The organism is Bradyrhizobium sp. SZCCHNR1053 (genome assembly GCF_032381235.1).
In the GTDB taxonomy this organism is placed as follows: Bacteria; Pseudomonadota; Alphaproteobacteria; order Rhizobiales; family Xanthobacteraceae; genus Bradyrhizobium.
The window spans coordinates 170632-191190 of the sequence record NZ_JAUHJM010000002.1 but is presented as its reverse complement, the minus strand read 5'-3'; the positions used below and the strand labels follow the sequence as shown (position 1 = coordinate 191190).

At 66.6% G+C, this 20559-nt stretch carries 17 protein-coding genes; 10 read left to right on the top strand and 7 right to left on the bottom strand.

Going from position 1 to position 20559, the window contains the following annotated elements; all coding sequences use genetic code 11:
* Positions 1-66 precede the first annotated feature (66 nt).
* Positions 67-546 carry a MarR family winged helix-turn-helix transcriptional regulator gene (locus QX051_RS05810; protein ID WP_315775434.1) on the top strand — a complete coding sequence of 160 codons (480 nt, stop codon included), beginning with the start codon at positions 67-69 and terminating at the stop codon, positions 544-546.
* 164 nt (positions 547-710) lie between these two features.
* Here QX051_RS05810 and QX051_RS05805 read toward each other — a convergent pair whose 3' ends face one another.
* Positions 711-3590, bottom strand: coding sequence for an EAL domain-containing protein (locus QX051_RS05805; protein WP_315775433.1), 2880 nt, complete (start codon positions 3588-3590; stop codon positions 711-713).
* A 169-nt stretch (positions 3591-3759) separates the two neighbouring features.
* A complete protein-coding gene (locus QX051_RS05800; RefSeq protein WP_315775431.1) occupies positions 3760-4758 on the bottom strand; it encodes an NAD(P)H-quinone oxidoreductase in 999 nt (332 codons plus the stop codon).
* Between the two features lie 87 nt (positions 4759-4845).
* Here QX051_RS05800 and QX051_RS05795 point away from each other — a divergent pair, with 87 nt between their 5' ends.
* Both QX051_RS05795 and QX051_RS05790 read left to right on the top strand, forming a co-directional pair.
* On the top strand, positions 4846-5037 hold the full coding sequence (locus QX051_RS05795; protein ID WP_315713892.1) for a DUF1192 domain-containing protein: 192 nt from the start codon (positions 4846-4848) through the stop codon (positions 5035-5037).
* Positions 5038-5651: 614 nt separating this feature from the next.
* On the top strand, positions 5652-6164 hold the full coding sequence (locus QX051_RS05790) for a DUF1465 family protein (RefSeq protein WP_315713893.1): 513 nt from the start codon (positions 5652-5654) through the stop codon (positions 6162-6164).
* 157 nt (positions 6165-6321) lie between these two features.
* Here the strand turns inward: QX051_RS05790 and rpmE are convergent, their stop codons facing one another.
* Complete coding sequence (gene rpmE / locus QX051_RS05785) at positions 6322-6549, bottom strand: 50S ribosomal protein L31 (protein WP_015664357.1); 228 nt, start codon at positions 6547-6549, stop codon at positions 6322-6324.
* Positions 6550-6773: 224 nt separating this feature from the next.
* Here rpmE and QX051_RS05780 point away from each other — a divergent pair, with 224 nt between their 5' ends.
* Positions 6774-8630: an ABC transporter ATP-binding protein/permease gene (locus QX051_RS05780; RefSeq protein ID WP_315734450.1), complete on the top strand. Its 1857-nt coding sequence runs from the start codon at positions 6774-6776 to the stop codon at positions 8628-8630.
* Positions 8631-8776: 146 nt separating this feature from the next.
* The gene (locus QX051_RS05775; protein WP_006614616.1) at positions 8777-8977 is read left to right on the top strand and encodes a hypothetical protein; all 201 of its coding nucleotides are present in this window, start codon (positions 8777-8779) and stop codon (positions 8975-8977) included.
* Positions 8978-9179: 202 nt separating this feature from the next.
* Here QX051_RS05775 and QX051_RS05770 read toward each other — a convergent pair whose 3' ends face one another.
* From QX051_RS05770 to QX051_RS05760, 3 genes are all read right to left on the bottom strand, one after another.
* Positions 9180-9629 carry a GNAT family N-acetyltransferase gene (locus QX051_RS05770; RefSeq protein WP_315775430.1) on the bottom strand — a complete coding sequence of 150 codons (450 nt, stop codon included), beginning with the start codon at positions 9627-9629 and terminating at the stop codon, positions 9180-9182.
* A 123-nt stretch (positions 9630-9752) separates the two neighbouring features.
* Entirely contained in the window at positions 9753-10781 is a 1029-nt protein-coding gene (locus QX051_RS05765; RefSeq protein ID WP_315775429.1) for a peptidoglycan -binding protein, read from the bottom strand.
* Positions 10782-10823: 42 nt separating this feature from the next.
* On the bottom strand, positions 10824-11813 hold the full coding sequence (locus QX051_RS05760) for a flagellar motor protein MotA (protein ID WP_315734443.1): 990 nt from the start codon (positions 11811-11813) through the stop codon (positions 10824-10826).
* Between the two features lie 182 nt (positions 11814-11995).
* Between QX051_RS05760 and QX051_RS05755 the strand changes: the two genes are divergently transcribed.
* From QX051_RS05755 to QX051_RS05735, 5 genes are all read left to right on the top strand, one after another.
* Positions 11996-12808 carry a DUF1295 domain-containing protein gene (locus QX051_RS05755; RefSeq protein ID WP_315775428.1) on the top strand — a complete coding sequence of 271 codons (813 nt, stop codon included), beginning with the start codon at positions 11996-11998 and terminating at the stop codon, positions 12806-12808.
* 12 nt (positions 12809-12820) lie between these two features.
* The gene (locus tag QX051_RS05750; RefSeq protein WP_315775427.1) at positions 12821-13849 is read left to right on the top strand and encodes a cyclopropane-fatty-acyl-phospholipid synthase family protein; all 1029 of its coding nucleotides are present in this window, start codon (positions 12821-12823) and stop codon (positions 13847-13849) included.
* A gap of 281 nt (positions 13850-14130) precedes the next feature.
* On the top strand, positions 14131-15327 hold the full coding sequence (locus tag QX051_RS05745; RefSeq protein WP_315775426.1) for an efflux RND transporter periplasmic adaptor subunit: 1197 nt from the start codon (positions 14131-14133) through the stop codon (positions 15325-15327).
* Between the two features lie 5 nt (positions 15328-15332).
* Positions 15333-18488, top strand: a complete 3156-nt coding sequence (locus QX051_RS05740; RefSeq protein ID WP_315775425.1) for a multidrug efflux RND transporter permease subunit — start codon at positions 15333-15335, stop codon at positions 18486-18488.
* A gap of 452 nt (positions 18489-18940) precedes the next feature.
* A complete protein-coding gene (locus QX051_RS05735; RefSeq protein ID WP_315775424.1) occupies positions 18941-19447 on the top strand; it encodes a hypothetical protein in 507 nt (168 codons plus the stop codon).
* A 239-nt stretch (positions 19448-19686) separates the two neighbouring features.
* Here the strand turns inward: QX051_RS05735 and QX051_RS05730 are convergent, their stop codons facing one another.
* A complete protein-coding gene (locus tag QX051_RS05730) occupies positions 19687-20478 on the bottom strand; it encodes an inositol monophosphatase family protein (RefSeq protein ID WP_315775423.1) in 792 nt (263 codons plus the stop codon).
* Positions 20479-20559: the final 81 nt, after the last annotated feature.

Genomic DNA, 20559 nt, shown 5'->3' with positions numbered 1-20559 from the left:
ATTGCGGCGGCTTGCCCTTGCGACGGCATCGGTCTAGGCAGGGATGCTTCATGTCAGCGAGCCAGCATGCCCAAGAGCGCGAGCGCCGGAGCGCAGCGAGACGCAGCCAGCCGGGTTTCCGGGATCGGTCTCGGTGAGCTCGAGAGCCATCTCGGCTATTTCGTCCGCCGCCTGCAGCACTGGATCTTCCGCGACGTCAACGCCGCGCTCGCGGCCGTCGACCTCGACGTCATCCTCTATTCGATCCTGGAGACGATCGCGGCCAATCCCGGCGCCGCGCAGATCGCGATCGCCGGCGCGCTGGGCATCGAGCGCGCGCGCATGGTCGCGCTGCTCGACGACCTGCAGCAGGCCGGGCTGATCGTGCGCGAACGCTCCGAGCACGACCGCAGGGCCCATGCGCTCGGCCTGACGCCGCGTGGTCGCCTGATTCTCAAGAAGGCCAATGCACTGGTCGCCGCGCACGAGAAGCGGGTGGCACGCCGGCTCGGGGGCGACAATTATCGCCGCGCGCTCACGGCGCTGTCGCAGTTCGAGACGGACTAGGCTCGTCGCGAACGGGCCATGTCGCGAGCCTTCTGCCCCGCAAGCACGCATTGGTCATCACTCACACGGCACCCTTTACGCGGTACCGCGGTAACTCTACCTCAAACGAAGCAAAATGAAAGATGCATCCTGAGGCTGTTGCCATGCTGGATGCATTGCAGCTCTCAGCTCGCCGCTTCCAGCCGCTCTTCCGTGAGAAGCCGCATCGCGGCGTCGGCGTCCATCGGCTCGCCGAAGGCGTAGCCCTGGGCGTATTCGCAGCCGAGCTGATAGAGCTCGACGGCATCGGAGTCGGTCTCCGCGCCTTCCGCCACCACGTCCATGCCGAGATCGTGCGCCAGCGCGATGATCGATTTGAGGATCACCGGCCGCGTGCCGCGCGCGGTGGTGCGCACGAACGACTGGTCGATCTTCAAGGTGTCGAACGGGAAGCGCTGCAGATAGGCGAGCGAGGAATGGCCGGTGCCGAAATCGTCGATCGACAGGCCGACGCCGAGCTCGCGGATGCGCGTCAGCATCTGCGCGGCGTGCTCCGGGTTCTCCATCACCAGCGATTCCGTCAGCTCGATCTTGAGCGAGCCGCGCGCGACCGAGGAGCGGGCCAGCACCGAGCGGATGTCGTGGATCAGGTCGTGGCGCAGGAGCTGGCGCGAGGAGACGTTGACGCTGGCGAAGATCGGCTCGCGCAGCCGCGTCGCGCGCTGCCACACCGTGAGCTGGCGCGCGGTCTGGTCGAGTACGAAGGTGCCGAGATCGACGATCAGGCCGATCTCCTCGGCGATGGTGATGAACTCGATCGGTGACATCCGCCCGAGCTTCGGATGATCCCAGCGCGCCAAGGCCTCGAAGCCGGCGATCGAGCGATCCTCCAGCCGCACGATCGGCTGGTACAGGATCGTGATCTCCTGGCGCTCGATCGAGCGGCGCAGCTCGCTCTCCAACGTCAGGCGGTCGTTCTTGCGCGCCCGCATCGCCGGCTTGTAGACGTCGATGCGGTCGCCGCCGATGCGCTTGGAGTGGTACATCGCAAGCTCGGCATCCTTGATGATGTCCTCCGACAGCTGCGTCTGCGGGTCGGACAGCGCCAGCCCGATCGAGGCGGTCAGGAAGATCTCGCGCTCGTTGAAGGCGATCGGCGCGCGGATGGTCTTGCGGATGGTCTCGGCAAACGCGGTGATGCGGGCGGGGTCCTGCTCGGACAGCAGGATCAGGCCGAACTGATCGCCTGCGAGCCGGGCCAACGTATCCTGGGGCTTGAGGATGCGCGACAGCCGCCGCGCCAGGGTCAGCAGGATGGAATCGCCGACCGCGATGCCGACAGAGTCGTTGACCTGCTTGAAGCGGTCGAGATCGATCACCATCAGGGTCGGCCGCATCGCCGGCATCGACTTGGCGAAATTGGCGACGGCGGCGAGACGATCGATGAACAGCTTGCGGTTGGGCAGGCCGGTCAGATTGTCGTGCACGGAATCATGGAGCAGGCGCTCCTCGGCATTCTTGAACTCGGTCACGTCGGTGAGCGTGCCGACCACGCGCGAGACCTCGCCGTCCGAGCCGACCACGGGGCGCGCCTTCAGCGCGAACCACATGAAATGGCCGTCGGGCGTGCGCAGCCGGAAGTCCTGCACCAGGCGGCCGCGGCGTTGGTCGAGGACACTGTCGAGCGCGGCGCGGAAGCGGTCCTGATCGAGCGGATGCAGCACCTCGAGCCATTTCGCGGCCGGGCCTTCCAGCGTGCCGCGCTTCAGGCCGAGCAGGCTCTCGGTCTCCGGGCTGGTGAACACCTTGTCGGCGGAGACGTCCCAGTCCCAGATCAGGTCGCCGGAGCCGGCCAGGGCCAGCGCGCGGCGCTCGACGTCGGAGACGATGCCGGTGGTGGCGCCGCCGCCGGCGAAGGCGTGCTGCATCACGGTGAAGCCGATCAGCATCACGATCAGCACGAGGCCGCCGAGCAGGGCCGGGCCGACGATGTCGTTGGTGACCTGACCTGCGACCGTCATGCCGGCGGCGGCGACCCACACCGTGAGCAGGAACCAGGTCGGGATCAGCAGCACCGCGCGGTCGAAGCCGTGGCTGGAGAGATAGACGATCAGTGCGAAGCCAAGGACCGCGATCAGCAGCAGCGACATCCGTGCGATGCCCGAGGCGACCGCCGGATCGAACAGCGCCACCGCGACCAGCGAGCCCAGGAAAAACAGCCAGCCCAGCGTGATGTGCGAATAGCGAACGTGCCAGCGCGACAGATTGAGATAGGCGAACAGGAACACCAGCAGGGTCGCCGCCAGGATCGCCTCGCCCGCGGCGCGCCAGACGCGCTCGGCATTGTTCGACATGTCCAGGACCTTGCCCCAGAAGCCGAAATCGACGCCAATATAGACCAGCACCGCCCACGCCAGCGCCGCGGCTGCCGGGAACATGATGCTGCCCTTGACCACGAACAGGATCGTGAGCACGAGCGCGAGAAGCCCGGAGATGCCGATCACGATGCCCTGGTACAGCGTGAACGAGTTGACCTTGTCCTTGTAGGCCTCGGGCTCCCACAGATAGAGCTGCGGCAGCTTGTCGGTGCGCAGCTCGGCCACGAAGGTGACGACCGAGCCGGGATCGAGGGTGACGCGGAAGACGTCGGCGGTCGGGCTCTCCTGCCGCTCCGGCAGGTCGCCGACCGAGGGCGTGATGGTGGCGATGCGCGACAGGCCGAGATCGGGCCAGAGCACGCCGGAGCCGACCACGCGGTAGTGCGGTGCCACGATCAGGCGGTCGAGCTGGTCGTCGGTATTGTTGGCCAGTGCGAACACGATCCAGTTCTGGCCGCCCTCGCGCGCCCGCACCTCAATGCGGCGGACGATGCCGTCGGTGCCGGGCGCGGTCGAGACCTGGATGCGGTCGTTCTCGCTGCGCTGATGATCGAGGATGCCCGTGAGGTCGATCGCAGGCGCGTCGCTGCGAACGCTGACGGCGTCAACGGCCTGAGCGGGGGCAGCGGCACCACACATCACGAGGCCCAGCGCCGCCAACGACGCGAGGCACCTGATCAGACGCAATGTCAAATCTCCGCGTTCGACACCAATCCAAAGCGAAACAAGCCAAATCGAAAGAGGTCGTCGCCGGGCTAATTGGAGCCGTTCCAGGCACGGTTTAGATGTGCGCGATCATTGGCACGAAAGCGAGGAGAATCAAAGAGTTTCCAAACACGCTCTGTTTAGACTGCACCTAGATTTCCAACACAATTTTGCCAATATGTTGGCTCGTCTCCATGCGTGCATGCGCTTTCGCTGCATCCACGAGGGGAAAGGTCGAGTCCATCAGCGGCTTGATGCGGCCCTCGCGCAGGAACGGCATCACCTTGGCCTCGATCGCCGCCACCATCGCCGCCTTGTCGGCGTTGCTGCGCGGGCGCAGCGTGGATCCGGTATGGGTCAGGCGCTTGACCATCAGCTTGACGAAATTGACGGTCGCCTTCGGGCTACCCAGGAAGGCGATCTGGACGATGCGGCCATCGGTGGCCGCGGCGTCGTAGTTGCGCTCGATGTAGTCGCCGCCGACCATGTCGAGGATGACGTTGGCGCCCTTGCCGCCGGTCGCCTCCTTGACCACGGCGACGAAATCCTCGGTCTTGTAGTTGATGGCGCGGTCGGCGCCGAGCTTGACGCAGGCGTCGGCCTTGTCCTGCGAGCCGACGGTGACCAGCACCTTGCCGCCGAACGCCTTGGCGAGCTGGATCGCCATGGTGCCGATGCCGGAAGAGCCGCCATGCACCAGCAGGGTCTCGCCCTGCTTGAGGCCGCCGCGCTCGAACACGTTGTGCCAGACCGTCATCAGGGTCTCGGGCAGAGCGCCGGCTTCCAGAATTGAGAGCGCGGAGGGGACCGCCATCGCCTGCGCATCTTGTGCGATGCAATATTGCGCGTAGCCGCCGCCGGCCACCAGGGACATCACGGTGTCGCCGAGCTTGTGCCGGACGGCGCCCTCGCCGAGCGCCACGACCTCCCCGGCCACTTCCAGCCCCGGCAGGTCGCTGGCGCCGGGCGGCGGCGGATAGCTCCCGGAGCGCTGGGCGACGTCGGGACGGTTAACGCCGGCGGCCTTCACCTTGATCAGGATCTCGCCGGGGCCGGGCTTGGGCACGGGCCGGGTTTCCGGCTTGAGCACCTCGGGTCCGCCCGGCTGGCTGATGGCGACCACGGTCATTTGCGCGGGCAGCTGTTCCATGAGAAATCCTTCGGCGAGGGCTGAAAGCGGGTGCTGCCGCGTGCTTAAGCCAGCCGGGGCATGGCTGGCAACCGGGAGGAGGGTGAGATGGCAAACGAGGACGACGACCGGCCGCGCAAGGCCGTTTCGCACGAGATCGGGCAGGATCTGTCGATGCTGTCGGTCGAGGAACTGACCAGCCGGGTGGCGCTGCTCCGTGCCGAGATCGAGCGCATCGAGCAGGCGGTGGCGAAAAAGCGCGCCTCGCGTGATGCCGCCGCCAGCATCTTCAAGTCGTGAACCTCGCGGCCGTAGAAACACGGTCGGCCAGTGGCCGACATGGCTAACGAAGATTGAAAAATTTTCGCCATTTACGGTTGATTAAGCTTTCGCGTTTACAACCGAAACCGTCCTCGTTTGGACACCGAGTGGCTCCTGTCCACTCTGTTTGACGCCTCCCTGTTATCAACTTCAAAGCCGCCGGAAACGGCGGCTCTTTTTTTTGCGCCCGCGCCGAGCCGGGCGAACCGGGCGGTCGTCCTTGGCGCGCTCCCCCATGCGCAGGCGGCGATCGTGGAACGAACGTCGTGCCTGCTCATTGCGCCCGTGCCGGTCTTCGGTCGCCAGCAGGTCGCGCGCGAAAATCCTGTGCGCCGCGGCAGGCGTGACGACCCTCGTTCGACGACTGCAAACTATTGCCGTGATCATGGTTGCTAGTTGAGCTGATCGTGCGACTCGGCCGCGATCGGCCGTGTTGCAGTCGCAAATGGTACGAGGGCACGGCATGGCCCACGCCGTGGAAACCATAAAAGGCGTTGCTGCTGGACTCTCGAAACCGGCCGCGCAATGATTTGTTCATCATACCGGCGTCGTTGCCGGGTTGCGTAAACAGTCGCGTTTAAGAGGCGTTAACCATGTCGGACCGTTTGCTGGGCGATGGCGCTCTGGTTCAGTTCAACGAGCGGCTCACCAATTCTGCTGCATTCGGCGCGCTGTTCCGGGAAGGCATGGATCTGGTCGAGGAGACCGCCGCCTATCTCGATGGCGACGGCCGCAACGAGGCCAAGGCGCTCGACCGCGCCGTCAGCCTGACCTACGCGACCGAGAGCATGCGTCTCACCACCCGCCTGATGCAACTGGCGTCCTGGCTGCTCCTGCACCGCGCGGTGAAGGAGGGCGAGATGACCCTGAGCCAGGCCAACCGCGAGAAGACCAAGGTCAAGCTGACCGCTGCAGACCCCGGGCCGGATGATCTGCTGGAGAAGCTGCCGCAGCAGCTGCAGAGCCTGATCTCGCGCTCGATGAGCCTGCAGGTGCGGGTCCGCCGGCTCGACTCGACCATTCATTCCCCGCCGCCGGACCAGAGCGCGATCGGCAATCCGCTGGTGCCGCATCTCAACCGGCTGAAGGCCGCGTTCGAGCAGTAGGCCCCGGCATCGGGCGGCCCCGCCGGGCCGCTCCCCCCAGCCGAAGGTCTCGTTGCGACCAGCCCAGAAACAAAAACGCCCCCGTCTCCGGGGGCGTTTTGCTGTGAGCTGTCCATCAGGCGCAGGCCAGGAAGGCCGGTACCGGGGCAAGAAGGCATCAATCCTTCTTGAGGAAGCCCTGGAACTTCTTCTGGAAGCGGGAGACGCGGCCGCCGCGATCCATCAGCTGCTGGGTGCCGCCGGTCCAGGCCGGGTGCGACTTGGGGTCGATGTCGAGGTTGAGCTTGTCGCCCTCTTTGCCCCAGGTCGAGCGGGTCTGGTACTCGGTGCCATCGGTCATCACGACCGTAATCGTATGATAATTCGGGTGAATGTCGGCTTTCATGGCTGATCCTACGGCACGATGCGAAGACATGATGCGGCGCGGCCGCGCCTGATCCTGTCGTCACTGAAGGGGGACAATTGGCGGGCTCTATAGCCCAAGGTTCTGCCCAAAACAAGCCAAGGTCGCGGATGAACAACCTTGGTACGTTTCCGGATTTGCCAAGCCCGGCCCGGCAGGCCTATCAGGACGGCAGATCGGTATTTGGAAGAATTCTCAGGTGGCCCATGAGCGTAGTGGAACGGCTTGACGAGCGGCAGGGCGCTGCCCCAGGGCAGGATCCGGTCGGAGATGCCGTTGCGGCCGTCGAGGCATTGGCCGAGCCGGCAAGCCCTGTGCGGCGCTCGAAGCTGCGCCCGCTGCTGGCGCTGTCTCCCTATGTCCTGCGCTATCGCGGCCGTGCCCTCCTGGCGCTGATCGCGCTCACGGTCGCGGCGCTGACCACGCTGCTGGTGCCGATCGCGGTCCGCCGCATGATCGATTTCGGCTTCACGCCGAAAGGCATCGAACTGATCAACAGCTATTTCAGCGTCATGATCGCCGTCGTGGCGGTGCTCGCGCTGGCAAGCGCGGCCCGCTACTACCTCGTCATGACGATCGGCGAGCGCATCGTCGCCGATCTCCGGCGCGACGTGTTCGCGCATCTGATGTCGCTGTCGCCGTCGTTCTTCGATTCCGCGCGCTCCGGCGAGCTGGTGTCGCGGCTCACCGCCGACACCACCCAGATCAAATCGGCGGCGGGCGCCTCCGTGTCCATCGCGCTGCGCAATCTGCTGCTGTTCATCGGGGCCACCGCAATGATGGTGATCACGAGCCCGAAGCTGTCCGGCTTCGTGCTGCTGGCGATCCCGCTGATCGTGCTGCCGCTGGTGGCGTTCGGGCGCTGGGTCCGGCGGCTGTCGCGCAACGCCCAGGACACGCTCGCCGACGCCTCGGCCTATGCGTCCGAGCTGATCGGTTCGATCAGGACGGTGCAGGCCTATACCAGCGAGAGGCTCGCGGCGGCGCGCTTCGGCGGAGAGGTCGAGCAGGCCTATGAGGCGGCGCGGGTCTCGACCCAGGCGCGCGGCGTGCTCACCGCGATCATCATCTTCATCGTGTTCTCCAGCGTCGTCGCGATCCTCTGGGTCGGCTCGCACGACGTGCTGACCGGTGCGATCAGCGCCGGACGGCTCGGTCAGTTCGTGCTCTACGCGGCCTTCGCGGCCGCCGGGCTCGGCCAGCTCTCGGAGGTCTGGGGCGAAGTGTCGGCGGCGTCCGGCGCGGCCGAGCGGCTGTTCGAGCTGTTGCACGTGCAGCCGGAAATCACGGCGCCCGCGCAACCGCGCCCGATGCCGGAGCCGGCGCGTGGCGACCTCGGCTTCGAGCGGGTCAGCTTCGCCTATCCGGGTCGCCCAGACGTCCGCGTTCTCGAGGACGTGTCGTTCTCCATTCGCGCCGGTGAGAAGGTCGCAATCGTCGGCCCCTCCGGCGCCGGCAAGAGCACGCTGTTCCATCTGCTTCTGCGCTTCTACGATCCCGCCTCCGGCTCGATCTCGTTCGACGGTGTGCCGGTGCGCGCGGCCGACCCGCGCAAGATGCGCGAGCGCATCGCGCTGGTGCCGCAGGAATCCGTGGTGTTCGCCGCCAGTGCGCGCGAGAACATCCGCTTCGGCCGGCCCGAGGCGACCGACGCCGAGGTCGAGCGCGCCGCCGATCTCGCTCATGCCAGCGAATTCATCCGCCGCTTGCCGAACGGCTTCGACACCTCGCTCGGCGAGCGCGGCGTCACGCTCTCGGGCGGCCAGCGCCAGCGCATCGCCATCGCGCGCGCCATCCTGCGCGATGCGCCGCTGCTGCTGCTCGACGAGGCGACCTCGGCGCTCGACGCCGAGAGCGAGACGCTGGTACAGACTGCGCTCGAGGGGCTGATGAAGGACCGCACCACCCTGGTGATCGCGCATCGACTCGCCACGGTGCTGTCCTGCGACCGCATCCTGGTCATGGACCGCGGCCGCATCGTCGAGCAGGGCACCCACACGTCGCTGGTTGCGGCCAACGGTCTCTATGCGCGGCTGGCCCGGCTGCAGTTCGAGGGCGTGTAGTTCCTGCAACACCGTGGACGGCCGGCAACACCCTCGAATTCTCGTTCCCGACCCTGCAACCTTTCTCCCGCCTTGTACGTTCCCTGCCGGAACAGATGGCGCGCCGCTCGTAGCAGGCGTGCCTGGTCCTAACAGGAGCAACGGACATGCCTTATCGTCGTGGCAGTTTTGCCCTCACGCCGCCCTCGTTCGTGATCTTCGCAATCGCGCTGGTGCTCGCCCTCGTCGCGATGCTCGCGCACTACATGCACGCTTCGGTGCCGCTGCTGTCGGCCGCGCACGCCTTCGATGCGCTGGCGATTGCGTTCGTGGTGTTGACGATCGGTGTGCTGTTTCGCGGCGTGTAGTTGCGGATCGCTGCACCCTCGGTGTCGCCCCTGCGAACGCAGGGGCCCATAACCACAGACCGATGTTTGGCGCCCGAATGCCAGGGACACCCACTCGTCGCAAAACCTCTGCCGCGGCGTATGGGTCCCGGATCTGCCCTCGCTGCGCTCGGTCGTCCGGGACGACAGTGGTGTGTGTCGCCGCAGTGCAATCCAATCGCTTCTAAGGCGTCCACGCCATTCGCAGCACCGGACGGCCCGACGTCGGGTTGACGTCCTCGCCGGCCTCCGCGAAGCCGCAGCGCTTGTAGAAGCGAATGGCGCGGGCGTTGTCCTTGTTGACCAACAGCGTGATGCCGCCGGGCGAACGCTGCTTGGCCACGTCGACGAGCTGCGTCGCCAGCGGCGAGCCCCAATGCTGGGGCGACACCACGAGCTGATCGAGATAGCCGGTAGCATCGATGGTGACGAAGCCGGCGAGGGTGCCCTCCGTCTCGGCCACGATCACCTCAGCCTTCGGTACCAGCTCGCTGCGCCAGCGCTCGCGCCACCACGGCACCCGCGCGGCAAAGTCGATGGCGGGATAAGCGAGCTGCCACGTCTCCTGCCACAGCGCGATCGCAGCGTCCTCGTCGGCGGCGCGATAGGGGCGAAGAGTGAAGGGCACGGTCAAGATGAGGTCGTCATGCCCGGCCTCGTGCCGGGCATCCACGCCTTTCCAGCCTGGAGACCTCCGACGGCTTGGATGGCCGGGACAAGCCTGGCCATGACGTGGTGAGAGGCGTGTCGTCTCAACTCACCGCTCCGTCAGCTTCAGCTCGATGCGCCGGTTGCGGCGGAAGGCCTCCTCGGTATTCGCGGGGTCGAGCGGCTGGAATTCGGCGAAGCCGGCCGCGACCAGGCGCTGGGCAGGCACGCCGAGCGAGATCAGATACTGCACCACCGAGATGGCGCGCGCCGAGGACAATTCCCAGTTCGACTTGAACACCGGGCTGTTGATCGGACGAACGTCGGTGTGGCCATCGACCCGCAGCACCCAGGAGATCTCGGCGGGGATCTGCTTGTCGAGATCGACCAGCGCCGTCGCCACCGAGTTCAGCTCCTGCTGGCCCTCGGGCAGCAGGGTGGCTTGCCCCGTGTCGAAGAACACCTCGGACTGGAACACGAAGCGGTCGCCGACGACGCGAATGTCGGGACGGTTGCCGAGGATGGCGCGCAGCCGGCCGAAGAACTCCGAGCGGTAGCGGGTCAGCTCCTGCACCCGCTGTGCCAGCGCGACGTTGAGGCGCGAGCCGAGATCGGCGATGCGGCTCTGCGATTCCTTGTCGCGCTTCTCCGAGGCATCGAGCGCATCCTCGAGCGCGGCGAGCTGGCGGCGCAATGCGCTGATCTGCTGGTTGAGCACCTCGATCTGGGCCAGCGCCCGCGCCGTGACCTGCTTCTCGGAGTCGAGCGCCCGGTTGAGCTCGTTGGCGCGGCCGGCGGCATTGCTGCCGGCATTGGCGAGCCCGTCATAGAGGCCCTTGACGCGGTCGCGCTCTGCTTCGGCGCTTGCGAGCCCGGCGCGCAGTTGCGCGACCTGGTCGTCCAGCGAGAGCTTGCCGAGCTTCTCCAGGGACAGCATCTCGTTGAGCTGTGCGATCTTGGCGTTGAGCCGCTCCAGCGCCTTGTCCTTGCCGGTGACCTCCTGCGACAGGAAGAACTGCACCACCAGGAACACGGTCAGCAGGAACACGATCGACAGCACCAGCGTCGACAGCGCATCGACGAAGCCCGGCCAGTAGTTGAGGCCGGAATCTCCACGGCGGGTACGGGCAAGCGCCATTCAGCGTCTCCTAGTTCGTCTTCGGCCGGCCGGTGGAGCAGCTCAACTCTTCTCGGTCTGCCGCGCGAGCCGCTCCAGCAGCCGCTTGATCTCGCGGTTCTGCTCGCCCTGGCCGTCGGCCCATTCGCGGATCATCTGCTGCTCGGTGCGCATGTGCCCGACCAGCCCCTGGATCGCCTCGGCGAGGTTGGCCATCGCCGCGGTGGCGCCGCGGTTCGAGCCGTCCTCCATGGCGGTGCGCAGCCGCTCGATGGCGACCGAGAGATCGGCCCCGGTATCGCCCGTCCCGCCATATTCGCGCACGGTGCCCGCGAGCCAGTCTTCCAGGTCGGTATAGAAGCGGTTCTGCGCCTGGCTCGACTGCAGGTCGAGGAAGCCGAGGATCAGCGAGCCGGCGAGGCCGAACAGCGAGGACGAGAACGAGATGCCCATGCCGCCCAGCGGCGCGGCAAGGCCGCCCTTCAGCGTATCGAACAGCGCGCCGGCGTCGCCGCCGACCTTGAGGCCCTCGATCACCTTGCCGACCGAGCCGACCGTCTCGATCAGGCCCCAGAACGTGCCGAGCAGGCCGAGGAACACCAGCAGGCCGGTCATGTAGCGGGAGATGTCGCGGGCCTCGTCCAGGCGCGTAGCGATCGAGTCGAGCAGATGGCGCATGGTCTGCTGTGAGATCGACATCCGCCCCGAGCGCTCGCGGCCGAGGATGGCGGCCATCGGCGCCAGCAGGACCGGGTGACGAGGCACCGCCAGGCCGGGATCGGCGATGCGGAAATTGTTGACCCAGGACACTTCCGGATAGAGCCGGACCACCTGTCGGAACGACAGGATGACGCCGATCAGCAGCACCGCCCCGATCAGGGCGTTGAGGCCGGGGTTGGCGAAGAACGCCATGATGATCTGCTTGTAAAGCACGACGCCGACCAGCGCGCACAGCACCAGGAAGACCAGCATCCGCACCAGGAAGATCCGGGGCGAGGACAATTTGGTCATTTCGACGTCCATCGCGGAGCGGGAAGGGGAGCCTTGAGGCATTGTCGATGACATCCGTTGCGGGGACCGGTCCCTAAAATCCACTATGGCACAGCAGCAGCGGGAAAAAAGCCGCGATCGGCGCAATCCCCGTCCCCTGCGCGGAACTATGGCTGAAACCGGCGGGCATCCGCGGCGTAGTTAGTCCCGTGGCTCATATCTAGCGGGAACGCCCTGGCTTTGTCATGACCGTCGTTGAATATCTGCAAGCGCTCCTGGCGATGGCCGCGGCGATGTCGGTGCTGATGGGGCTCGCCTGGGTCGTGCAGCAGCGCAGCGGCAACTCCGGCTGGGTCGACACGATCTGGACAATTTCCGTCGGGCTGGTCGGCGCCGCCGGCGCGATCTGGCCCGCCGGCAGCGCGGCCCCCAACGCGCGGCAGTGGCTGGTCGCGGTGCTGGTGGCGGTCTGGTCGCTGCGGCTCGGCGGCCATGTCGCGGCACGCAGCCGCGGCATGTCCGACGACCCGCGCTATGCGGAGTTTGCCCGGCAATGGGGCGCGGCCGCACCGCGGCGCATGTTCCTGTTCCTGCAGCAGCAGGCCTGGGGCTCGATCCCGCTGGTGTTCGCGATGTTCGTCGCGGCCCATGCGCCGGCCGCCGAGCTGCGTCTGCAGGACGATCTCGGCATCCTCGTGCTGTTCGCAGGCATCGCCGGCGAGGGCGTCGCCGACGCTCAGCTCAAGGCGTTCCGCGCCGATCCCGCCAACAAGGGCAAGGTGTGCGACGTCGGCCTGTGGCGCTGGTCGCGCCATCCCAACTATTTCTTCGAATGGGTGTGCTGGCTGTCCTACCCGGTCATAGCGCTGTCATTCGACCATCCGTGGGGCTTCGCCAGCCTGCTCGCGCCGCTGTTCATGTACTGGATCCTGGTCCACGTCACCGGCATCCCGCCGCTGGAACAGCAGATGCTGCGCTCGCGCGGCGATCGCTACCGGGCCTATCAGGCGCGCACCAGCGCGTTCTTTCCCCTGCCGCCAAATCCTTTTACGAAGTAACGGAGCCACTGCATGAGCTTCATCTCGACCATCATCGGCGCCGCCGAGCGTGTGCCGCTGCCCGACGCCGTCATCCGCTCAGCGATCTCCGAATTGTGCGCACGCACCGCGGCGCGGCTGGGCGGGGCCGATGCAATGGGTGATGCAGAATTCGCCCGCGTGCTGACGACGCGCCCGATCGCCGAGCATACCGACGCGGCGAACAGCCAGCACTACGAGGTGCCGGCGGCGTTCTTCGCCCGCGTGCTCGGGCCGAACCGCAAATATTCCTGCTGCTTCTACAAGGAGCCGGTCTCGACCCTGCAGGAGGCGGAGGAGGAGGCGCTGCGCCAGACCGTCGCCAATGCCGATCTGCAGGACGGCCAGAGCGTTCTCGAGCTCGGCTGCGGCTGGGGCTCGCTGTCGCTGTTCATGGCCCGGCAGTTCCCGCATGCGAAGATCACGGCGGTGTCCAACTCGCACTCGCAGCGCCGCGCGATCGAGGAGATGGCGGCCGCGCGCGGCCTGCTCAATTTGCGGGTCATCACCGCCGACATGAACGGGTTCGCTCCCGACGCGCAGTTCGATCGCATCGTCTCGGTGGAGATGTTCGAGCACATGATGAACTGGCGCGAGCTGCTGTCGCGGGTCAGATCATGGCTCGCGCCGGACGGCCGCCTGTTCATGCACATCTTCACCCACCGCGCCGGATCCTACCTGTTCGACCGCAACGATCGCGAGGACTGGATCGCGCAGCATTTCTTCACCGGCGGCATCATGCCGAGCCACACCTTGATCCGGCAGTACGTGGATCTGTTCGCGGTCGAGAAGGAATGGTGCTGGAGCGGCACGCATTATCAGCGCACGGCACGGGACTGGCTCGCCAATTTCGATGCCGACTACAACCGCGTCCTGCAGGTGCTGCAGCCGGTCTATGGCGACGACACGGCGCTGTGGATGCGCCGCTGGCGCTGGTTCTTCCTCGCCACCGCGGGTCTGTTCGGGCACGACGAAGGCCGTGAATGGGGCGTCAGTCACTACCGCCTGCGGCCGGCGAACTAATTTGTTCGCTGCGGCGGGATGCCGCAGCTCCGAAGGAGATTCGCGTTTCACTGTGCGGATTCTGCGGGGAACCTGCTGCCACAAAGCACTCACAATTAGGTGAGTCCAAAAAAATCTTGATCTATCAGTCACGTAGTTCGTGTGACATCAAGCCGCCCGGGTTCCGCGTTGCGTCGCAGCAGCTCTTTTCTATGTTGCAGGCAAGGCGAGCGCCAGAATGGCGCCATGACTGGGCCATCCGGTCGACCGGTTTTCATCATCATTGAGGGGCTCCTCCACCCATGTCTCGTTTTCGCGCGTCGCTGGTCAGCAGTGCATTGGTGCTCGCGGCCGCCGCGCCGCTGCTGGCCGGCTGTAACGACCCCATCCAGGCTCAGGCCTCCGCCAATGAGCAGATCGTCATCCCCGACGTCGGCATCGTGACCGTCGAGCAGAAGGCGCGAGCGATCGTGCGCGAGCTGCCCGGCCGCATCGCGCCGACCCGCGTCTCCGACGTCCGTCCGCGCGTCTCGGGCATCATCGTCGAGCGGTTGTTCCGCCAGGGCAGCGAGGTCAAGGCGGGCGATCCGCTCTATCGCATCGATCCGAAGCCGTTCGAAGTGGAGATCCTGTCGAGCCGGGCGGCGCTGGCCAAGGCCGAGGCGGTGCATGAGCGCGCGGTGCAGCAGGCGCGCCGCATCGCCCTGCTGTTCAAGGAGCGCGCTGCGCCCGAGGTCGAGCAGGAGAAGGCGGTCGCGAGCGAGCGCGAAGCCGCGGCCGACATCGAGGCCCGCAAGGCCGATCTCGCGCGTGCCCAGCTCAATCTCGACTATGCGACCGTGCGCGCGCCGATCGACGGCATCGTCGGTGCGGCCCAGGTCAGTGAGGGCGCCATCGCGGTCCAGAACGAGACCTCGCTGGTCACGATCCAGCAGCTCGATCCGATCTATGCCGACTTCACCCAGTCGGTGAGCGAGCTCAACCGCCTGCGCCGGGCGTTCGAGTCCGGCGACCTCGACCAGATCTCGCCCGACGCGATCAAGGTCCGTCTCGTGCTCGACGACGGCACGCCGTATTCGATCCCGGGCAAGCTCTTGTTCTCCGACGCCAAGGTCGATGCCGCCACCGGTCAGGTCACCCTGCGCGGCGAGTTCGCCAATCCGAAGCGCGAGCTCCTGCCGGGCATGTATGTCCGCGTCCGCATCGAGCAGGGCATCGACAGCGACTCCGTCGGCGTGCCGCAGCAGGCGGTGCAGCGCAACGCGGCCGGCGGGTCCGAGGTCTACGTCATCCGCGACGACAACCGCGCGATCGCCAGGCCGGTCCGCACCGGCCCGACCCAGGATGGCCTGGTGCTGATCACCGACGGTCTGCGCGCCGGCGACAAGGTCGTCGTCGACGGCTTCCAGAAGTTCGCCGCCGGCGACAGGGTCGCGCCGCAGGTCTGGACCGAGGTCAGCGCCGCGACGCAGCTCGAATCGAAGTCGGCGACGCGGTAAGTCGCATGCCGAGCTTCTTCATCGACCGGCCTATCTTCGCCTGGGTCGTCGCGCTGTTCATCTGCCTGATCGGCGCGATCGCGATTCCGCTGCTGGCGGTGGCGCAATATCCGATCATCGCGCCGCCCTCGATCTCGATCTCGACGAGCTATCCCGGCGCATCGCCGGAGAACCTCTACAACAGCGTGACGCGGCTGATCGAGGAGGAGCTCAACGGCGCTTCCGGCATTCTCAATTTCGAATCCACCAGCGATTCGCTCGGCCAGGTCGAGATCACCGCGAACTTCGTGCCGGGCACGTCGACCAATGACGCCTCGGTCGAGGTACAGAACCGCCTCAAGCGTGTCGAGGCGCGGCTGCCGCGCGCCGTCATCCAGCAGGGCATCCTGGTCGAGGAAGCCTCCGCCGCGGTGCTGCAGATCATCACCCTGCAGTCGACCGACGGCAGCCTCGACGAGGTCGGCCTCGGCGACTTCATGATCCGCAACGTGCTCGGCGAAGTCAGGCGCATTCCCGGCGTCGGCCGCGCCACGCTGTATTCGACCGAGCGCTCGCTGCGCGTCTGGCTCGATCCGGCCAAGCTGGTCGGCTACGGCCTCACCGCCGACGACGTCACCAAGGCGATCGGCGCGCAGAACGCGCAGGTCGCCTCGGGCAGCATCGGCGCCGAGCCCGCGACGACCTCGCAGCGCACCTCGGCGCTGGTGCTGGTCAAGGGCCAGCTCGATTCGCCCGACGAGTTCGGATCGATCATCCTGCGCGCCAATGCCGACGGCTCGACGGTCCGGCTGCGCGACGTCGCCCGCATCGAGATCGGGGGCTTGAGCTATCAGTTCAACACCCGCCTCAACGGCAAGCCGACCGCGGGTCTCTCGGTGCTGCTGTCGCCGACCGGCAATGCGCTGGCGACCGCGAGCGCGGTCGAGGCCAAGATGAAGGAGCTGTCGCGCTTCTTCCCGTCCAACATCAGCTATGAAATCCCCTACGACATCACGCCGGTCGTCAAAGCCTCGATCAAGCGGGTGCTGATGACCCTGGTCGAAGCCGTCGTGCTGGTGTTCGTGGTGATGTTCCTGTTCCTGCAGAACATCCGCTACACCATCATCCCGACCATCGTCGTCCCCGTGGCGCTGCTCGGCACCTGCGCGACGCTGATGCTGGTCGGCTACTCCATCAACATGCTGACGATGTTCGGCATGGTGCTCGCGGTCGGCATCCTCGTCGACGACGCCATCGTCGTGGTCGAGAACGTCGAGCGCATCATGACCGAGGAGGGGCTGTCGCCGAAGGAGGCGACGCGCAAGGCGATGGGCCAGATCACCGGCGCCATCATCGGCATCACCCTGGTGCTGATGGCGGTGTTCGTGCCGATGGCATTCTTCCCCGGCTCGGTCGGCATCATCTACCGGCAGTTCTCGGTCACCATGGTCGCCGCGATCGGCTTCTCGGCGCTGCTGGCGCTGTCGCTGACTCCGGCGCTGTGCGCGACCCTGCTGAAGCCCGTCGCGGCCGGCCACGGCCATGCGAAGAAGGGCGTGGTCGGCTGGTTCAACCGCTTCATGGGCAACAGCCGCAACCGCTACGCCGGCGTGGTCGGCGGTGCGCTGAAGCGCACCGGGCGGTTGATGCTGATCTATGCGATCTTCCTGGTCGGGTTGACCTTCGCCTTCATCCGGCTGCCGGGCGGCTTCCTGCCGGTCGATGACCAGGGCTTCATCACCACCGACGTGCAGACACCGGCGGACTCCTCCTATGCGCGGACGCAGGCGGCCGTCGAGGCGGTCGAGAAGTATCTCGCCAAGCGCGAAGGGATCGAGAACGTCACCTTCCTGACCGGCTTCAGCTATGCCGGCCAGGGCGTCAACACCGCCCAGGCCTTCATCTCGCTGAAGGACTGGTCGGAGCGCAGCAAGCGTGACGGCGCCGCGGCGCTGGTCGCCGACATCAACCGCGATCTCGCCGGCTTGCGCGACGCCAAGATCACGGCGCTGCAGCCGCCGCCGATCGACAATCTCGGCAACTCCTCGGGCTTCAGCTTCCGCCTGCAGGACCGCGGCCAGAAGGGCTACGCCGCGCTGACCGCGGCCGCAGATCAGCTGATCGCGGAGGCCAATGCCAGCCCCGTGCTGCAGAAGGTCTATGTCGAAGGCCTGCCGCCGGGACCCCAGGTCAATCTGATGATCGACCGCGAGAAGGCCGGCGCCTTCGGCGTCACCTTCGAGGACATCAACAACACGATCTCGACCAATCTCGGCTCGACTTACGTGAACGACTTCCCCAACCGCGGCCGCATGCAGCGCGTCGTGGTGCAGGCCGATCGCATCAGCCGCATGAACGCGGACGATATCCTCAACTACAGCGTCAAGAACGCCAAGGGGCAGCTGGTGCCGTTCTCCTCTTTCGCGACCATCCAATGGGCCAGGGGGCCGAGCCAGATCGCCGGCTTCAACTACTATCCGGCGATCCGCATCTCCGGCGAGGCCAAGCCGGGCTACACCTCGGGCGATGCGCTCAAGGAGATGGAGCGGCTCGCCGGCAAGCTGCCGCGCGGCTTCGGCTATGAATGGACCGGACAGTCGCTGCAGGAGAAGCTGTCGGGCTCGCAGGCGCCGCTGCTGCTGGGCCTGTCGGCACTGGTGGTGTTCCTGTGCCTGGCCGCGCTCTACGAAAGCTGGACGATCCCGCTCGCGGTGCTCTTGACCGTGCCGCTCGGCATCCTCGGCGCCGTCGTCGCCGCCAATCTGCGCGGCCTGTCCAACGACGTGTACTTCACGGTGGCGCTGATCACCATCATCGGACTCGCCGCCAAGGACGCGATCCTGATCATCGAGTTCGCCAAGGACCTGCGCGCCCACGGCAAGCCGCTGGTCGCGGCGACGATCGAGGCCTGCTCCTTGCGCTTCCGCCCGATCATCATGACCGGCCTCGCCTTCGTCTGCGGCGTGCTGCCGATGTCGATGGCGACGGGCGCCGGCGGCGCCAGCCAGCAGGCGCTCGGCACCAACGTGATGGGCGGCATGATCGCGGTGGTGATCCTGGCGCTGCTGATGGTGCCGGTGTTCTTCGTCTCGGTGCAGCGCGTGCTCGCAGGCGATCGGGAGAAGACGGAGCCGGTGGCGGAGCGTGAGGCCTATGGGCCACCGGCGCCGGCGAAGTCGTAGGCGATCATGAATAATCTGTCCGGAGGATTGTGCCGACATCCTGCCGCGCGGCCGGTCTGCTCCCCTCCCCCTCGCGGGGAGGGGTTGGGGGTTGGGGGCGCCGAACGCCGAACGTCGTGGCATGCTCCGTTCAAGAGTCAGTCAGCGGACATCGGTGCGAAGCGCACGATCTGTAGCGGACCGACTGCGCACACATGAATTGGGCGGTGGGTCATCACATCGAGCGTGACTCGTGGACCCCCACCCCTCCCCGCAAGGGGGAGGGGAGCGCACCGGCTTCGCGGCCGCGCTCGAAATCCCCTCTCTGTCTGGAGTTCGCCACTCTCCGCGTGTATGATCCGCCGACGTGAAGCGGTAACGGCATGTCGATGTTCCCACGCAAATTGGCTTTCGCGTTTCTGCTGGCTGGCCTCTGCCTCGGCGCTCCCGGGGCTCACGCCCAGTCTGGCCCCGTGAAATACTGGCTGCCGGGCTGGCCGGTCGGCTTCAGCGACTCCGGCAGCCTCGACTCCTACGGCAACTTTCCGAGCTTCACGACGAACGGCAGCGACAGCGGCTTCTTCTCGCGGCGCTACAGCGTGACGAACAATTGGGCGGCGCTTTCGGGAGTCGGCCTGAGCTCGAACATCGTCAATCGCTACGGCTCGCTCGGCTCGTACACGACCGAAGGCGCGCAATACGGCTACACCTTCAAGAGCGGCGTCAGCTTCTATGGCGGCTTCGAGGCGCTGAAGTACAATCCCGGCCTCGGCGGCCCGTTCGCGACGTTCGATTCGCGCTCCACCTCGACGCCCGCTTATGCGATCAACGGCGGTGTCGAGTTCAAGCCGACGAGCAACGTCAGTTTGTCGCTCGGCTTCAGCTATGCCGGCCAGTCGTCCGACCGCGTCGACAGCGACATCAACTCGCCGGCGCTGCCAGGTGCTACGCCCCAGGCGTTCACCAGCGGGCGGCGGTAGAGCCCGGCAACCAAACGACACCCTCGGGGTCGTCCCGGACAAGCGCGCGGCACGCGCGCGCCGATCCGGGACCCATACCCCCAGGGAGAGGTTTGAGGCACACTGGTCGACCAGTCTTGCTCAGGCACGAGAGCCGGTGGCTGGGTCCCGGCTCAAGGCCGGGACGGACACCATGTGTGAGGCCAGAGCTCGCGCCAGGCCCGCAGAGTGCAGACTGAAGACCCGATCGGAGGCTCGAACTACGCCGCCGCCTTCAGCACCTTCACCAGCTCGCGGTGAATGACCTCGTTGCCGCACACGACGTGCCCGGTGGCCAGCGCGTCCTCCTTGCCGTCGATGCCCGACACGGTGCCACCGGCCTCACGCACCATGATCAAGCCGGCGGCGATGTCCCAGGGTTGCAGGTCGCGCTCCCAATAGGCGTCGAAGCGCCCCGCCGCGACGAAGGCGAGGTCGAGCGAGGCGGCGCCGAAGCGGCGCAGGCCCGCGACCTTGACCTGCAGCGAGGTCATCTCGCGCAGGAACAGCTGGTGGTCGCCGCGGCCGATATGCGGCAGGCCGCAGGCGATGACGCATTCGTGGAGCTGGCGGCGCGCGGCGACACGCAGCCGCTGGTCGTTGAGGAACGCGCCCTTGCCGCGCTCGGCGATGTAGAGCTCGTCATTGGCCGGATTGTAGATCACGCCGGCGATCACGGTGTCGTCGCGCTGGAGCGCGATCGAGATCGCGAATTGCGGGATGCCGTGCAGGAAATTGGTGGTGCCGTCGAGCGGATCGACGATCCAGGTGTGCGACTTGTCGCTGCCTTCGCGCTTGCCGCCTTCCTCGCCGATGAAGCCGTAGCCGGGGCGGGCCTTGGAGAGATCCTCGTACAGCATCTCCTCGGCCTTCTTGTCGGCGCGCGAGACGAAGTTCGCAGGCCCCTTGAGCGACACCTGCAGATGCTCGATCTCGCCGAGGTCGCGCTTGAGGTTGCGGCCGGCCCGGCGCGCGGCCTTGACCATGACATTGATGAGGGCGGAATGGATCATGAGCTCGATGCGCTGGGCTGACCGCACCTTGCGGTGCGCGCCTTCCCCGGAAGCGGACGAAGGCGGGTGAAATGGCTGGCT

What these genes read in the sequence shown, in the direction of transcription:
- QX051_RS05755 (WP_315775428.1), top strand. Translation starts at nt 11,996, where the DNA reads ATGACCGTCGTTGAATATCTGCAAGCGCTCCTGGCGATGGCCGCGGCG.
- QX051_RS05750 (WP_315775427.1), top strand. Translation starts at nt 12,821, where the DNA reads ATGAGCTTCATCTCGACCATCATCGGCGCCGCCGAGCGTGTGCCGCTG.
- QX051_RS05775 (WP_006614616.1), top strand. Translation starts at nt 8,777, where the DNA reads ATGCCTTATCGTCGTGGCAGTTTTGCCCTCACGCCGCCCTCGTTCGTG.
- QX051_RS05790 (WP_315713893.1), top strand. Translation starts at nt 5,652, where the DNA reads ATGTCGGACCGTTTGCTGGGCGATGGCGCTCTGGTTCAGTTCAACGAG.
- QX051_RS05795 (WP_315713892.1), top strand. Translation starts at nt 4,846, where the DNA reads ATGGCAAACGAGGACGACGACCGGCCGCGCAAGGCCGTTTCGCACGAG.
- QX051_RS05740 (WP_315775425.1), top strand. Translation starts at nt 15,333, where the DNA reads ATGCCGAGCTTCTTCATCGACCGGCCTATCTTCGCCTGGGTCGTCGCG.
- QX051_RS05780 (WP_315734450.1), top strand. Translation starts at nt 6,774, where the DNA reads ATGAGCGTAGTGGAACGGCTTGACGAGCGGCAGGGCGCTGCCCCAGGG.
- QX051_RS05760 (WP_315734443.1), bottom strand. Translation starts at nt 11,813, where the DNA reads ATGCCTCAAGGCTCCCCTTCCCGCTCCGCGATGGACGTCGAAATGACC.
- QX051_RS05745 (WP_315775426.1), top strand. Translation starts at nt 14,131, where the DNA reads ATGTCTCGTTTTCGCGCGTCGCTGGTCAGCAGTGCATTGGTGCTCGCG.
- QX051_RS05765 (WP_315775429.1), bottom strand. Translation starts at nt 10,781, where the DNA reads ATGGCGCTTGCCCGTACCCGCCGTGGAGATTCCGGCCTCAACTACTGG.
- QX051_RS05810 (WP_315775434.1), top strand. Translation starts at nt 67, where the DNA reads ATGCCCAAGAGCGCGAGCGCCGGAGCGCAGCGAGACGCAGCCAGCCGG.
- rpmE (WP_015664357.1), bottom strand. Translation starts at nt 6,549, where the DNA reads ATGAAAGCCGACATTCACCCGAATTATCATACGATTACGGTCGTGATG.
- QX051_RS05800 (WP_315775431.1), bottom strand. Translation starts at nt 4,758, where the DNA reads ATGGAACAGCTGCCCGCGCAAATGACCGTGGTCGCCATCAGCCAGCCG.
- QX051_RS05730 (WP_315775423.1), bottom strand. Translation starts at nt 20,478, where the DNA reads ATGATCCATTCCGCCCTCATCAATGTCATGGTCAAGGCCGCGCGCCGG.